The following is a 17,097-nucleotide window of genomic DNA, read 5'->3' as shown; positions in this document are numbered from 1 at the left end:
CATGACCAGCACGGGCAAGGCACGACCCTAAGAAAGTGGAAGGGAAGAAGCACTGGTGTTGTCAATTGCCAGGGAGACCGGCATCACCGAGGATCAAGCGCGCGACCTTGTTCGCCTGATCGGCACCGGCCGCAATTCGCTGCTCCGTGAGGCACGGCAGCTGCTCCGGCAGCGCCTGGCTAGTTTAGACCGAAGGTGCTCAGAGCACGGCTATCCCGTCGCCTTATGCTGCGCGGCGGTCATCGCTTTGAGAGCCCGGACCACCTCTGCAGGTCCGGCGGGTTTCATCACTCTTACGCCAGACGAGAACGCTTCGGGGGTTTCCTCGAGCCCCAAGCCGGAATAGACGATGAAAGGAACCGCCCGCCCTGCCAAGGTTTTTGCCGCGTCAACAGCCTCGCCGTCCGACAACCTGACGTCCAGGATCGCTGCGGCGGGGGTATGGTTCGCAAGAAAACGTTTCGCCTGGGAACATGTCGCCGCCAATGCCACGGCAAAGCCCGCCTCCGAAAGAGTGGACTCCATATCCAGTGCTATCAAGGCTTCGTCGTCGACGACAAGGACCAAGGGTTTGCCCATGCGCGGATGATCGCACGTTTGTAGATGGAAGACGAGTCGAGGCTACGTCCCTTTTAGGGTCCGGTTCCCGTACGCAGCGGGTCGAGACCGCGAGCAATGGGAACCAAGTGATCCAAGCCGCATTATATTTGGTTGGACTGAACAAGGTGTTTGGGATGCATGAAGCAACACAGGCGAATGTTGTCGCCTTCGAAAACCCGGGGGTGTCCAGCAATGACGGTCTGGATTTCGATTACAAGGATTTCTTCGAAAACGGCGCCGTTGCCCTGCATCTGGTGAACGCAGACGGCGTGATCGTGCATGCCAACCAGGCTGAGCTCAACCTTCTCGGCTATCCCGCAGAGGACTACCTCGGTTGCCACATCGCCGAGTTCTATCCCGACCGGGACGTCATAGAGGACATTTTGGGTCGCCTTGCCAATGGCGAGAAGATCGTAAGATATCCGGCGCGATTGAGGGCCAGCGATGGATCGATCAAGCATGTCGAAGTCACCTCAAGCGGACATTTCCGAGACGGCAAGCTGATCAACACCCGGTGCTTCACGGTCGATGTAACCGACTTGGTGCACACCCGCTCGGAGCTCAGGCAGCATGACAGTACCTATCACCAGATACTCGACGGCCTACCCGTCGCCATCTACACGACCGATCAGGATGGGACGATCACCTACTACAACCGCGCCGCGGCCGATCTGGCAGGCAGGGAGCCTGAAATCGGCAAGGATAAATGGTGCGTGACGTTCAAGCTGTTCACTGCCGACGGCAAGGAATTGCCGCACGATGAATGCCCGATGGCCATTGCGCTCAAGGAGAACAGGCCGGTCCGCAATCAGCAAGCTGTTGCGCAACGTCCCGACGGATCGTTTTTTCCGTTCCTGCCCTACCCGACACCGCTGCGGGACGAGCACGGCGCACTGATCGGCGCCGTCAACATGCTGCTGGACCTGACGGACCGCCAACGTGCCGAAGAAACCAGGCAGCACCTCTCAGCGATCGTGGAATCCTCATTTGACGCGATCGTCAGCAAGGATCTCAACACCATCATAAAAAGCTGGAACCAGGGCGCCGAACGGCTTTTCGGCTACACCGCCGACGAAGCGATTGGCCGGTCGGTGACCATGCTGATCCCCGAAAACCATCAGGACGAGGAACCCCGCATCCTCCAACGCATTCGCCGCGGCGAGCGCGTCGAACCATTCGAAACGACCCGCCTGCGCAAGGATGGCAGCCTGGTTCCGGTTTCGCTGACGATATCGCCCGTGCGTAACGCAACTGGGCAGATCACCGGCGCATCGAAGATAGCGCGAGACATCACGTCGGCGAAGGAGAATGAATACCGCATCCGCATGCTGATGCGCGAGGTCAACCACCGGGTGAAAAACCAGTATTCGGTCATCCTGTCGATGATCCGGGAGACCAACAAGCGATCGGAGACGCCAAAACACTTTGAAACCCAGGTGCGCGAGCGCATCATGGCGTTGTCGCGATCTCACGACCTGCTTGTTTCGGCGGATTGGAAGGGTGCCACGATCAGCGACCTTTTGTCGGCCCAGGTCGAGCCTTTCCCGCGGGCGGATGTGATCGAAATGTCGGGCCCATCATTGGTGCTCAGTCCCAACGCAGTTCAGTATCTCGGGATTGCCTTCCACGAACTGGCGACCAACTCGGCCAAATACGGGGTTCTCTCAGGGGACAAGGGCCGGATCTCGGTCACATGGGGCATCACCGGTTCCGGTGCTTCGAGGCTCTTTCACCTCACCTGGGTCGAAACCGATGGGCCGCAGGTTCAGACTGTCGGACAAGGTGGCTTTGGAACCGTGGTGCTGAAGCGGGTCGCGCCCGCAGCGGTAAGTGGGAAGGGAATTCTCGAACACGGTCCGCATGGCATAACATGGAGCCTGGAAGCGCCTTTGGTTTCCGTGGCAGCTTCTGCCGTCCATGAAGCTTAGAAGCAGGAAGCAGCCCTCCAACGAGCATTCGTCAATTGGAAGCCCTTGATGCGGCCTTTGCCGAGCGAAAACCCCGTTTCCGCTGAGGATCGCCCGTGTTCCGGGGGATTCGGCCACAGGCAGTGAAATGGCGTCTTTCTCCCCACTTCGCTCCAGAACCGGATGGCGGCCGCTGCCCCACGGCAGTGATCAAGCAGCGCACGCCATCGGCCTCGCAGCTCGCACTTCAGGGATATACCCCTGCCTGACGTCACTAACCGGGTCCTGACGACGGTCTGAACAGTGAACTCAGCGCGGTTCGAGAGGCCAGATCTGCGAGATCGAGTAAGCAGGTTGCGAGGCAGTCTTCGACAAGTGGCGAAAACGTGGCATGGATGTGACAGAGCGCTGAAAAATTAAGATGCCCTCAACAATATTGCGAGGTAACGCTCAACTCTGAGATATTCCCCAGTATAGGATTGAGTCGAGCCGGAACGGACGGGCATATTAGCCTTCCATAATACTTAGGGGAGGCGGCATGCTGGGATTGCTCGATGACAAGGTGGCACGTCGGCTTTCGCGACTCGGCGAAGGCGCTGGTCCATCCGGCTTTGGCGTACCTGGAAATCTTGGAAGCGCAAACTTCGATTGGCGCACCTTGCGTGGCGGCCGCATGACCAAGTGGAAGGGCGAGGCGGCGAGCTATGCGCCAAATGTGGCGCATCTCGTCTCGAATGTCGCACGCAGTTGGGGCACCCGGCTTCTGCCGGCCGCGCTGCTGATGGGGCTTGGCGCGGGTTCGGCCAGTGGCGCCGACAGATACTGGGATGCCAACGGCACGGCACCTAACCGGGGTGGTACGGGCGTATGGGACACAAGCTCGTCTTTCTGGAGCCCCAATGGCGATGGCGTCAGCGGCCCATATACCGTCTGGAATAACGCCGCGCTCGATGATGCCATTTTCGGCGGTCCCAACGGCACCACCGCAACGGTGACGTTGAACGCGCCGATCACCGCGCATAATCTCACCTTCGACGTCAGCACCACCTATACTCTGACCGGCAGCACGCTGACGCTTGCCGGCGCGATACCGACGATCACCATCAACGGTACCGCCACGGTCAATTCGATTCTTGCCGGCAACGCCGGACTGACAAAGGCGGGCGCCGGCGTCCTGACCCTCACCGGCGCCAACGCCTTCAGCGGCGGCTTGAACGTCACTGCGGGCACGCTGAACGTGAGCGGCGATTCTTCGCTTGGCGCCGCGAGCAATGGCATTGCCTTGGCGGCAGGCACCACCCTGCGAAGCACCGGCGCGCTGGCCGCTGGCCGCGTCGTGACTTTGCTCTCCGGCTCTTCCGCAATTGGTGGAGGCGTCGGCTCGGCCCACATCACCGGAGCCGGCGGCTTTACCCTAGCCGCAGCGACGACGCTGAGTGACGACACCAATGATTTCACCGGTGGGGTAGGTATCGATAGCGCCAACCTGTCCTTCACATCGATTCGCAATCTGGGCGAGGCGAGCGCCCTGGGGGCGGCGACCACGGCGGCCAACGGCGCAGTCTTCGTCCGCAATGCCTCCGCCGTTTATATCGGTAGCGGCGACACCTCAAACCGCAGCTGGAACATGGCGCCCTTCACCGGCTCCTCCGCTCTGTACAATCAGGGGACCGGCACGCTGACGGTGACCGGAGACATAGTCGCGGGGGGCGGGTATTCAGCGTCTGTCATTTTGGGTGCGCAGACCGCGGATCTGGCACTGCTGGGCGTCATCAGCAGCAATCTTGCAACTCGGCCGTTTGTATTCACCGGCGGCGGGACAAACCGCAGCATTACGTTGAATGGCGCCAACACCTTCGGCGGTGCCGTCACGATCCAGGCCGTCACCGTAAGGGCAAACGTACTGGCCGACCAGGGCGCCACCAGTTCGCTGGGGACGGGTGCCGGCGTAGGGACGATCTCGCTCAGCAACGGCGTGCTGTCCTATATCGGTACCGGAAGCAGCACCAATCGCGGGCTGTCGATCAATGGCGGCAGCAGCGTCCTCAACGACGGTACGGGCGCGCTTGCTCTTAGCGGAGCAGTTGCGTTCAATGCCGCCGCTCCGGCGGACACTTTCACTCTCGGCGGTAGCTTCGCGGGTAGTAACACCTTGTCGGGCGTGATCTCAGGCGCCGGCAACCTCGTCATGAACGGCGGCGCAGGCAATGCATGGCTGCTCAGCGGAGCCAACAGCTTCACCGGCGTGACCACCGTCACCAGCGGAACCCTGCAGGCGGGCAGCAGCCAGGCCTTCGGCACGTCGAATGCGATGGTTGTCAACGGCGGCGCGCTGGACCTGAATACCCGCGCGATCGAGGTCGCCTCGCTCGCTGGCACTGGGGGCGCCGTAGCGCTGACCGGCGCCGATCTGACAGTCAACGGCGGGGCTAGCACGAGCTATGCCGGCAGCATCACCGGCACCGGCGGCCTGGTCAAGCGCGGCACGAGCACGCTGACGCTGACGGGACAAAGCACTTACACCGGCGGCACGACGATCAATGGGGGCACGCTGGCGCTGAATTTTGCCGCGACCGCCGGTGGACCGACGAGCAACCTCATAGCCGCTTCGTCGGCGCTCAACATGGGTGGCGGCACTCTCGCCATCACCGGCGCTGCCGGTGAAGCCGACGTCCAGACCTTCAACGGTTTGAACGTCACTTCCGGCAACAACAAGATCAATGCGACCTCTGGCGCCGGCGGCAGCACAACCGTCAATTTCGGCGCCATCAACCGCACCGGCGGTCTTATCGATTTCGGCCTGCCGAGCACCGGCGCCTTCACCACCACCAATGCTGACGGCGCGCTGGGTGGGTGGGCCACGGTCAACGGGGCTGATTACGCGCAGGTGGTCGGCGGCAACATCACCGCCTTCACGGCCTATGTGAACAAGGACAATGCCGCCACCTGGGTAAACGGCGACATCGTTTCCGACCAAGGTGGTGTGGCCAATTCCCCATACACCGGCACAGTGACTGGCAGCGTAGCGTTGGGTGGTCTCAAACATACGGCCGCAAACAATTCGACTGTGACGGTGGGTGCCGGCAACACGCTGAGCGTTGACGGAGCCATCATCGTCGCTGCTTCGGTGGGTAATGCCAGCCAGACTATACAGGGGGGATCGATCACCGGCGGAGCGGGCGGTGGTACGCTGGGCGTTATCCAGAACAGTACGGGTACAGGCACCTTCACCATTGCCTCGACCATCGTCGACAATGGCGGGGGGACCGGCTTTGCCAAGGCAGGAGCCGGCAGAGTCGCGCTCTCCGCCCTCAACACCTATACCGGCCCAACCACGATCAGTGGCGGCACGCTGTCGGTCAACACGGTTGCCAATGGCGGTCAGGCGAGCGCGATAGGCGCATCTAACAGCGCCTCCTCCAACCTCGCCATCGAGGGCGGGACGCTGCAATATACGGGCACGACTGCAACGAGCGACCGCGGTTTCACGTTGGCCACAAGCGGTGCCGTGACCGCCGGCACCATCGATGTCAGCTCTGCTGGAACCAATCTGACGTTTTCCGGTCAGGTCACCAGTCCTGACAGTGCCGGTCTCACCAAGACCGGCGCCGGTACGCTGACGCTTTCGAACGCAACCAGCAATTATTCGGGGGTGACCACTGTCAGCGCAGGCACGCTGTCGGTCGGCACGCTGGCCAATGGCGGCGTTGCCAGCGGCATCGGTGCTTCCAGCAGCGCCTCCACCAATCTGGTTCTGCAGAATGGCGGCACGCTTCAATACACCGGTGCAAACGTCACCAGCGACCGCGGCTCCACGGTGGGTACTGGTGGTGGCGTTGTTGGCGTGAGCAACGCCGCGTCGACACTGACGCTGGGCGGTACGGCGATCGGCACGGGATCCCTTACCAAGGCCGGGGTAGGCACGCTGGTGCTGTCCGGCACCAACACCTACAGCGGAGGTACCACCATCAGTGCCGGCACGCTGCGCGCCGGGTCTACCCAGGCGTTCGGGACGGGCCTGATGACGCTGGCCAACACGGCCGGCGCGACGCTGGACCTCAACGGCTTCAACGCAAGCGTGAGCGCATTACAGGGCGGCGGCCCCAGTGGCGGCAATGTCGTCCTCGGCACGGCCACGCTGACGCTGAGCGGCGGCACCGGCACCTACGCCGGTGTGATCAGCGGCACGGGCGGCGTGACGCGTAGCGGCGCTGGCGTCCAGACCATGTCGGGCTGCGGCAACACCTATTCCGGCGCAACCACAATCAATGGCAGCACCATCAGCACCGACTGCCTTGCCGACGGCTTGCAGGCCAGCGGAATCGGCGCCTCCTCTGCCGCGTCCGGCAATCTTGTCCTCACCGCTGGCGGCATTCTCAACTACACCGGCGGCTCCGTCAGCATCAATCGCGGCTTCACCCTGCAATCCGGTGACGGCAACGTGGTCGTCGCAACAGGCACGACGACGCTAGGATTCAGCGGACAGGTAACTGGGGCTGGCAGGCTGCGAAAGGGGGGCGCCGGCGTCCTGCTCTTGTCCGGCGCCAACAACTACTCTGGAGACACGGTCGTCGACGCTGGCATCTTGCGGGCGGGCTCCACCAGTGCTTTCGGCACAGGCGGCATGTTCATGCAGAACGTCGCCGGCGCAACCTTGGACCTGGCCGGCTACAATGTCTCAGTGCTTAACCTTCAGAACGGCGGACCTCTCGGGGGCAACGTGACGCTGGGATCAGGTACGCTGACAATCACCAACGGCAGCAACGCCTCCTACGCGGGTGCCATCAGTGGCACGGGCGGGCTGCGCAAGAGCGGGGGCCCAGGGGCCGCCCAGGTCCTGACGGGTTGCGGGAGTAGCTACACTGGCTCCACCGTGATCGATTCGGGCTTCCTTTACGTGACCTGCCTGGCCGACGGCGGCGCCAACAGTTCGATCGGCGCATCGAGCGCGGCAGCCAGCAATCTGGTGCTCAATGGCGGTACGCTCACCTACACCGGGCTCGGCGGCAGCACGAACCGTCAGTTCACGCTTGGCGCAGCCGGCGGCACGCTCGACGCCTCTGGCAGCGGCCCGATCAGTTTCACCAGCGCCGCTCCGGTCGCGCTTGCTGGCACCAATACCGCCCGCACGCTGACGCTTAGCGGCAGCAATACCGGCAACAACAGCCTTGCCGCGCAAATCACGGACAACGGCTCGGGAAAGACGGCGCTTACCAAAACCGGTACCGGTACCTGGGTTGTGACCAACGCCGGCAGCACCTATACCGGCGTTACCACCATCAGCGGCGGTGTGCTTGCCGTCGACAAGCTGGCCAATGGTGGACAGGCGAGTTCTGTCGGCGCGTCTTCCTCGCTCGCTTCAAATCTTGTCATCGGCAGCGGCTCGACGCTGCGCTACACCGGCGCCGGCGACACCACCGACCGCCTGTTCACGCTCTCGACCGGAACGAGCTTCATCGAATCGTCCGGCACGGGCGCGATCGTCTTCAGCAATACTGGGTCGGCCGCCTATACCGGCTCTGGCAATCGCACACTGGCGCTTGGGGGCACCAATACCGGCCTCAACACTATGGGCGGCACCATCGTCGATGGTCCCGGCGGTCCAACCACGCTGGCCAAGAATGACAGCGGCACCTGGGTGCTGACGGGCAACAACACATTCACCGGCAACACAGTCGTCAATAACGGCAATCTGATGATCGGCAATGGCGGCACGTCAGGCAATGCAGGCGCCGGCAACGTGATCGTCGCCAATGCAACGTCCACGCTCTCCTTCAACCGCAGCGACACTTTTGGTTTCACGGGAACGCTGAGCGGCGCGGGCAACATCGCGCAGATCGGCACCGGCACCACAGTGCTCACCTCGGCGGGCAACACCATCGGCGGCACCACCAGCGTCAACGCCGGCACGCTGCAGGTGAACGGCGCCCTGACCACGGCGACGATCGCCATGAATGGCGCCGGCACGCTGACCGTGAACGGCACCGTGCAGGGTCCCGGCGCCACGTCGTCGACGGTGACCGGCGATGCCGGGGCGAGCACGATCAGCGTCAATTTGGGCGGCACGTTGCTGGCCAATGGCGACCTCGGCGGCGGCAACGACACGGTGAATGTCAGCGGCACGCTCAATACGGGCGCCGCCGCGCTGAACCTCGGCGCCGGCAACGATACGCTGGTTCTCAACGATGCCGCCGCGATCAGCGGCGTTGGTGTCAACGCCGGCACCGGCGGCGAGAGCGGTGCAGGCGATACGCTTCGGGTGGTCACCGCGATAAATCGCACGCTGCAGGGCGCCAGCGTCAGCGGGTTCGAGAGCCTGGACAAGCAGGGCATCGGAACGCTGACGCTTTTCGGAGACCACAGCTACAGCGGCGGGACGACGATCAGCGGCGGGGTGCTGCAGGTCGGCAATGGCCCAACGGCGGCCACGCTGAACACGCCGACTGTCGTCAACAATGGCGCTCTAAATTTCGCCCTGAACAACGACTATACCTTCGGCGGGACGATCACCGGCTCGGGAAGAGTGTCGAAGAACAATCTCGGCACGACCACGCTCACTGCGGACAATAGTTACGCTGGTACGACAACTGTCCTTGGCGGAACACTCATCGTCGACGGCAACCAGTCGGGCGCGACCGGAACCACCACCGTTGGTCCAAGTGCTACCTTGGGCGGCAAGGGAACGATAGGCGGCAGCGCGAACGTCTCCGGCGCGCTTGCCCCAGGTGCTCCCGGCAACGCCGCCGGGACACTGACGATCAACGGCAGTCTGGGCCTCACCAGCAGCGCGGCTCTCAACTACAATTTCGGCCAGGCGAATGTGGCCGGCGGCGCGTTCAACGATCTGGTCAATGTCGGCGGCAATCTGACGCTGGACGGGACGCTGAACGTGACACAGAGCCCCGGTGGCACGTTCGGCCCTGGCGTCTACCGTGTCATCAACTACAACGGCTCCTTGACGAACAATGGCCTCAACGTCACCGACCCAAATTATGTCGTGCAGACCTCGGTCGCCAACCAGGTCAATTTGGTCAATTCGGCGGGGCTGCAACTCAGCTACTGGGACGGCGATGCCGGTCCGCACTCCAACAGCATCGTCAATGGCGGCAATGGCACATGGCGCGCCGCCGGCGACCAGAACTGGACCGATTCCACCGGCCTTTTCGCCGCTCCTTTCGCCAAAGCCAGCTTCGCGATTTTCCAAGGCGCCGCGGGCACCGTCACCGTCGACAACACCAACGGCCAGGTACAGGCCGCGGGGATGCAGTTTGCCAGCAACGGCTATCTGGTCCAGGGCGCCCCGATCGACCTGGTCGGCGGCGCGAGCATCATCCGCGTCGGCGACGGCACGGGGGCCGGTGCAGCCTACGTCGCGACGATCAATTCGAGCCTGACCGGCAACAGCCAGTTGGTGAAGACCGATCTCGGCACGCTGGTTCTCTCGGGTACCAACAGCTATACCGGCGGCACGAGCATCAATGGCGGAACAGTCCGGATCTCGCAGGACGCCAATCTCGGCAACGCAGCGGGCGGCCTGTCGTTCAGCGGCGGCACGCTGAACACGACTGCCGACATTGCGAGCGGGCGTGCCGTTACGCTCGCCGGCGCCGGCACGTTCCTGACCAATGGCGGCACGACGACCACATTGACCGGAGGCATCACCGGGGCAGGCGGGCTGACCAAGGACGGCGCCGGCACGCTGGTGATCGCCGGCGATGCCACGCATTCGGGCGGCACGACGATCGCCGCGGGCATCCTGCAGGTCGGCAATGGGGCGACGGCCGGCACGCTGGCCGGCAACGTGACCAACAACGCTGTCCTGGCCTTCAATCGTTCGGACAGCCTGACCTTTGGTGGCGCGATCACCGGCACGGGCGCCGTACGGCAGATCGGAACCGGCACCACGGTGCTGACGGCCAACAGCAGCTACAGCGGCGGCACGACGATCTCGGCCGGCACGCTGCAGCTCGGCAATGGCGGCTCTGCGGGCTCGTTCACCGGCGACGTGACGGACAATGGCACGCTGGCGTTCAACCGCTCGGATAACTTCACCTTCGGCGGCACTATCAGCGGCACAGGCTTCGTGAGGCAGTTCGGCAGCGGCACGACCACCCTGACCGCAAACAACATCTATACGGGCGCGACCGTGATCGACGGGGGCACGCTTCTGGTCGATGGCGACCAGTCGGCGGCCACAGGCCTCACATCCGTCAATGCAGGCGGCACGCTCGGCGGCACAGGCATCATCGGCGGCGATGTCTTTGTCTTCAACGGCGGTGCAATGAATCCGGGCGACCTCGGCGACGTGCCAGGAACGCTCACCATCAACGGCGATCTGGCCCTCGCCAGCGGTGCGACCCTCAACTACGATTTCGGCCAAGCGAACGTGGCTGGCGGCGCCTTCAACGACCTGACCGAAGTGGGCGGCGACCTCGTTCTTGACGGTACGCTCAATGTCGCCGTTTCTCACGGGGGGACCTTCGGTCCGGGCCTCTACCGGGTGATCAGCTATGATGGCACCTTGATCAACAATGGGCTGGAAATCGGCACCATCCCTTCGCCAGACTTCTTCGTGCAGACGTCGGTCGCTCATCAGGTCAACCTGGTCAACACGGCCGGCCTGACGCTGAACTACTGGGACGGCGCCGCCGGACCGAAGAACGACGGCGCTGTCAATGGCGGCGACGGGCTCTGGCAGGCTTCGGCCGGCAACGACAACTGGACCGACAGCGCCGGTACCGTCAACGCTCCCTTCACCGACAGCGCATTTGCCATTTTTGCCGGCGTGGCCGGAACCGTATCGGTCGACAACAGCCTGGGCGGCGTCAGCGCTTCCGGAATGCAGTTTGCCACGGGGGGCTACCTGATCCAGGGCAATGACATCGCCCTGGTCGGTCCGCAGTCGATCATTCGTGTCGGCGACGGCACGGCCGCCAGCGCGGCCTACAGCGCGACGATCAGTTCGAACCTGACCGGCAATACCCAGTTGGTGAAGACCGATCTCGGCACGTTGCTTCTGGCCGGGACCAACAGCTACACCGGCGGCACGGCCATCAACGGTGGTACGCTGCAGGTAGCGAACGACGGCAACCTGGGTGCCGCGGCCGGAGCGCTCAGCTTCGATGGCGGCACGCTGCGCAATACCGAGGCCTTCAGTTCCGCCCGCGACGTGACGCTCAATGCCGGCGGCGGCACCTTCGAGACCAATGCCGGTCTGACACTGTCGGGCCTGATCGGCGGCGCGGGCGGGTTCACCAAGACCAGCGGCGGCGCGCTTACCCTCACCGGCGCCAACAGCTACACCGGCCCGACCACGGTCTCGGCCGGCAGCCTGTTCGTCAATGGCAACCAAAGCGGGGCAACCGGGCTCACCTCGGTCCAGAGCGGCGCCACGCTCGGTGGCACCGGCACGCTCGGCGGCGACGTTACAATCGCCGACGGCGCCACGCTGTCTCCCGGTGCGGCCGATGGCACTCCAGGCACGCTCGCGATCGCCGGCAATTTGTCGCTCTCGGGCGGCTCGATCCTGAACTACAGCTTCGGTCAGGCGAATGTTGCAGGCGGCGCGCTCAACGACCTGACCACGGTCGGCGGCAATCTGGTGCTTGACGGCACGCTCAACGTCTCGGTTTCGCCAGGCGGCACGTTCGGCCCCGGCGTCTACCGGGTGTTCAACTACAACGGTACCCTGACCAATAACGGGCTGTCGGTCGGGACGATCCCGTCGACGGATTATTTCGTGCAGACGGCAATCGCCAACCAGGTGAACCTCGTCAACACTGAAGGGCTGACACTGAATTACTGGGACGGGGCTGCTGGTCCGAAGTTCAACGGCGTCATCGATGGCGGCGACGGTGTGTGGCAGAATTCGACCGGCAACGACAATTGGGCAGACAGCACAGGCGCGGTCAATGCCCCCTTCACGGACAGCGCGTTCGCGATCTTCGCGGGCGCGGCAGGCACGGTAACGGTGGACAACGGCCTCGGCCAGGTCGCGGCTTCCGGCATGCAGTTCCTGACCGACGGCTATGTCATCCAGGTCGGTCCCGTCGCGTTGGCCGGCGGACCGACATCGACCGTCCGTGTCGGCGATGGCACGGCGGCCGGAGCCGGCATCACGGCCACCATCGCCGCGCAGCTGACTGGCAACACCCAGCTGGTCAAGACCGATCTCGGGACGCTGGTGCTGACCGGCACCAACAGCTACACCGGCGGCACGGCCATCAATGGCGGCACGCTGCAGGTCTCCACCGACGGCAATCTCGGCGATGCGGCCGGCGCTCTCGCTTTCAACGGCGGCACGCTGCACACGACGGCGAGCTTCAACAGTGGCCGCGCGATGAACCTTCTCGGCCAAGGCACGGTGCTCACCGACGCCGGCACGACGCTGACCTGGGACGGGACCCTGGCCGGCGCCGGCACCCTGACCAAGAGCGGCACGGGGACGATGGCCATCGCCTCGGACAGCTCGGGCTTTGCCGGCACGACGTCGATCGATGCTGGTACGCTCGCCGTGTCGGGCAGCCTGTGCGGCATCGTCAATGTGAACGCGGGCGGCCGTCTCCAGGGCACCGGCACTGTCTGTGACACCAACAACTTCGCCGGCGGCGTCATCGCGGCCGGCAATCCCGGCGTGCCTGGCACGCTGACGGTGGCCGGCAACTATGTCGGCAATGGCGGCGTGCTGGAGATCGAGACTGTGCTCGGCGGTGATGCTTCACCCACCGACAAGCTCGTGGTCACCGGCAATACGTCGGGCGCCACCGATCTGAAGGTCGTCAATCTGGGCGGCGGCGGGGCGCAGACCGTCGAAGGCATCAAGGTGGTCGATATCGGCGGCACGTCGGCGGGCACCTTCAGCCTGCTTGGCGACTATGTCTTCCAGGGCGAGCAGGCCGTGGTCGGCGGCGCCTACGCATACAGGCTCTACAAGAACGGCGTCAGCACACCGGCCGATGGCGATTGGTATCTGCGCTCGGCCCTGGTCAACGGCGATCCCGATCCGCAGCCGCTCTATTCGCCCGGCGTGCCTCTCTACGAGGCCTATGAAGGGGTGCTGCAGGCCTTCAATGAACTGGGCACCATGCAGCAACGCATTGGCAATCGGTCGTGGGGCGAGGGTGCTACGCCGCAAGGTGCGGACCTGCCAAGCCAGGGCTCGGTCGACGGCAAGGCGATATGGGCGCGCATCGAAGCTGCCCATGCCGAGATCAAGCCGGAGACGTCGACCTCCGGCACGAACTATGACGTGACCACCTGGAAGCTGCAGGCCGGCGTCGATGGCCTGCTGCACGAAAGCGACGCCGGTACCCTGATCGGAGGGATTACGGCCCACTACGGAACCGCGTCGTCGGACGTCTCCTCGATCTTCGGGGCAGGGTCGATCGCTGCCACCGGCTACGGCGTCGGCAGCACGCTCACCTGGTTCGCCAGCGGTGGCTTTTACGTCGACGCGCAGGCTGAGGCGACATGGTATGACAGTGACATCCGGTCGGCCACGCTGGGCACCACGCTTGCGGACGGCAACAACGGTTTCGGCTACGGGCTGAGCATCGAGACCGGACAGAAGATCGCCCTCAACGGCAACTGGTCGCTGACGCCGCAGGCCCAGCTTGCCTATTCGTCGGTCGACTTCGACGCGTTCACCGACCCGTTTGGCGCCGTCGTGTCGCCCGGCAGCAGCAACAGCCTCGTCGGCCGGCTCGGCCTCTCCGCGGACTATGAAGACCAGTGGGTGGACGATGCGGGGCAAGTCAGCCGCTCGCACATTTACGGGCTCGGCAACCTTTACTACGACTTCCTCGACGGAAATGATGTCGATGTGTCTGGCACGAAACTGGTCAGCGAAAATCAGGCGCTGTGGGGCGGTGTCGGCCTTGGTGGCTCGCTGAGCTGGGCGGACGGTCGCTACGCCGTCTTCGGAGAAGGGACAGCGCGGACAAGCCTCAAGGATTTTGGCGATAGCCACGCCCTGGGCGCCAAGCTCGGGTTCGCTGTGAAATGGTAGCGGCGATCAAGCTGGACATGTCGACTTTGGCTTGAGGGTCGTGTCCGGCACGGCTATGGAATCCGGACTTGCGGGCCACCCGGCTCGTCGCCCTCGGACGTTTCCTTACCGGCTGCCGGCATCAAGTACCAGGCTCGAATCCGAAGCACCCTGGCGCTCGATCACAGGGATGCCAGCGCGCTGGACATGCGCTCCAGCCCTTGGCGCAACAGGGGACGCGGGCAGCCGACATTCAGGCGAATGAAGCCTTCGCCGCCAGGCCCATAGACGCGGCCGTCATAGAGATTAACCCCGGCCCGATCGACAAAGAACTTCTGAATTCCACCCACTCGGCGATCGAGCGCGCACGCGTCCAACCACACCAGAAACGATGCGTCGGGCCGCATGGGCGTGATGCCTGGAAGGTGTTCACCGGCGAACTCGCAAACCAGATCGATGTTGCCGGCGATGTAGTGCGTGAGTTGGTCGAGCCACGGCGCGCCGCTGCTGTAAGCAACCTCCAAAGCCAGGCGGCCGAAAAAGTTCGCATTCACCATGAATGACGCCTGCATTGCGGCAAGAAGCGCCTCGCGGCGCTTTTTGCTGGCTACCGAAATCGTTGCCGAAGGAACCCCGGCAAGATTGAAAGTCTTCGTTGGAGCGGTGCAGATGAACGATTTCTCCGCAGCATCTTCCGAGATGGAGGAGAAGACGATGTGAGGACGATCCGACAACCTTATGTCGCAGTGAATGTCGTCCGATATGACCAGGATCCCATGGCGCTCGCAGATGTCGTTGAGCGCCGCCAATTCTTCGCGTGTCCAGGCCATTCCGGCAGGGTTGTGAGGATTGCACAGCAGGAATGCCTTGGCACCGCCGGCCGCCAGTTTCTCGAAATCCTCGAGATCGAGTTCATATCTGTTGTTCTGCAGCCTCAGCCGGTTCGTAAGCAGAACGCGGCCGTTTCCCTGAACCACTTCGAAATAGGGCGAGTACACGGGCGACTGCACAATGACGCCGTCACCGGGCTTGGTGAAGGTTCGCAGTATCGCATCCACCGACGGCATGATCGCCGGCGCGGGAAGCAAGGTCTCCAGTTTCGGCGACCAGTTGTGCCGGTGCGCGAACCACGATTGCACGATCTCATAGTGGCGCGGATCGCGGCGTGTGTAGCCGTAAATGCCATGCTCCGCGGCCTCGCGCAGTCGCGCGATGACGGTTTCCGGAGCGCGGAAATCCATATCCGCCGTCCACAGCGACAGCAGGTCCTGGCCCTCGACCTGAGGAGAGAACTCGTCCCACTGGTTGGCCCATTTGACGGATCCGAACTGCTGACGGTCGTGGATCTGGTCGAAATCTATTCCCGCGATATGTCGTTGCCCAAGCGCCGATGCGGGCGTGTCTGCACAAGCCATTTGATGGTCACCTTGCCGCGGGCATTGCTTGTGGCATCATCAGCGCCTCCTAGGATTTGTGGCCACGCGCCAATTGGCGCTCCATAGATTGCGAGTAACGCGACATGCCGAAGCAAAAGCTCCAGTAGACCAACCCCGCAAAGAGGTAGCCGGTTGATGAGATCGTCGGGCCTGCCCAGTTCGGATCGACGCGCGCCGTTTCAACGGCCTTCAGGAAATCCGCGATGCCGACGATGGCGACCAGAGTCGTGTCTTTGAACAGACCGATGAAGGTCGAGACGATGCTCGGTATGACGATCGTCAACGCCTGAGGGAGGACGATCAGGCGCATCATGTCGAAGTAGCCGATCCCGAGCGCCTTGGCCGCTTCGTGTTGGCCCTTCGGGATCGCCTGAAGGCCGGCTCTCACGACCTCGGCCATATAGACGGACGAGAACAACGCTATCGCGATGAGCGGGCGCAACAGTCGATCAGGCGTCAGATAATCCGGGACGAAGAGCGGCATCATGAAGTTCGCCATGAACAACACTGTGATAAACGGCACGCCGCGGACGACTTCGATGAACGTGACGCAAACCGTCTTGACGAAAGGGAGTTCCGACCTGCGTCCAAGCGCCAGGACAACCCCGATCGGAAGCGAGAAGACGATACCCACGATCGACATCAGCAACGTGATCAAGAGACCGCCCCAGAGCGTCGTATCGATGACAGGCAAATGAAGCCAGGCAACGCCGCGCACGAGAACGAACGCGGCCACGGGGTAGACCAGGAAGAACAGCAACGCCGCCATTTTGCGCCGCGGAGCCTTCGTCCACAGGAGCCAAACGATGAGGATGGCACCGATCGCCTGCGCAAGGTCCACGCGCCACCGCTCGGAAACCGGATACGCGCCGTATCGCAGGTAGTCGAACTTCTCGGCGATGAAAGGCCAGCAAGCCCCCTGGCTGTTCGTACGGCAAGCTTCGTGGCCGCCGCTCCAGACCGCGTTGAAGATCGCAAAGCTCAGGAAGTGATGCAGCAGCCACGCGGCGAGGAGGACAAAGCATATTGTCAGCGCGCCTGAAGACGGCGTCGAAAACAGGTTCTTTTTCATCCAGCTCACTGGACCCGGTCGAACGTCCGCGGGAGGCGCCATGGCTGGTATGAGCGCGCTGATCACAATTGGCGAACGCATGGACTGATCGCTCAT

General features: G+C 63.4%; 4 protein-coding genes and 1 pseudogene. 2 read left to right on the top strand and 3 right to left on the bottom strand.

Annotation, left to right across the window (positions count from 1 at the left end; genetic code table 11):
- Positions 1-210 precede the first annotated feature (210 nt).
- The gene (locus ACYG9V_RS29640; RefSeq protein ID WP_352666745.1) at positions 211-579 is read right to left on the bottom strand and encodes a response regulator; all 369 of its coding nucleotides are present in this window, start codon (positions 577-579) and stop codon (positions 211-213) included.
- A gap of 107 nt (positions 580-686) precedes the next feature.
- Between ACYG9V_RS29640 and ACYG9V_RS29635 the strand changes: the two genes are divergently transcribed.
- Together ACYG9V_RS29635 and ACYG9V_RS29630 are read left to right on the top strand one after the other, a co-directional pair.
- On the top strand, positions 687-2,528 hold the full coding sequence (locus ACYG9V_RS29635; protein ID WP_352762564.1) for a PAS domain S-box protein: 1,842 nt from the start codon (positions 687-689) through the stop codon (positions 2,526-2,528).
- 772 nt (positions 2,529-3,300) lie between these two features.
- Positions 3,301-14,499, top strand: a pseudogene (locus ACYG9V_RS29630) (autotransporter-associated beta strand repeat-containing protein); the annotation flags it as partial.
- Positions 14,500-14,675: 176 nt separating this feature from the next.
- On the opposite strand, the gene ACYG9V_RS29625 reads toward ACYG9V_RS29630, so the two are convergent.
- The gene (locus tag ACYG9V_RS29625; protein WP_352762560.1) at positions 14,676-15,908 is read right to left on the bottom strand and encodes a MalY/PatB family protein; all 1,233 of its coding nucleotides are present in this window, start codon (positions 15,906-15,908) and stop codon (positions 14,676-14,678) included.
- A 49-nt stretch (positions 15,909-15,957) separates the two neighbouring features.
- Positions 15,958-17,097: an amino acid ABC transporter permease gene (locus ACYG9V_RS29620; protein WP_352762558.1), complete on the bottom strand. Its 1,140-nt coding sequence runs from the start codon at positions 17,095-17,097 to the stop codon at positions 15,958-15,960.

The sequence above is a fragment of the Mesorhizobium sp. W016 genome (assembly GCF_054719485.1).
Note: the sequence above shows the minus strand (reverse complement) of the source record. Positions and strands in the feature narration are given on the sequence as shown.

Bases quoted from the DNA above. Each gene is read 5' to 3' on its own strand.
- ACYG9V_RS29620 (WP_352762558.1), bottom strand. From the start codon at position 17,097: ATGAGCGATCAGTCCATGCGTTCGCCAATTGTGATCAGCGCGCTCATA.
- ACYG9V_RS29625 (WP_352762560.1), bottom strand. From the start codon at position 15,908: ATGGCTTGTGCAGACACGCCCGCATCGGCGCTTGGGCAACGACATATC.
- ACYG9V_RS29640 (WP_352666745.1), bottom strand. From the start codon at position 579: ATGGGCAAACCCTTGGTCCTTGTCGTCGACGACGAAGCCTTGATAGCA.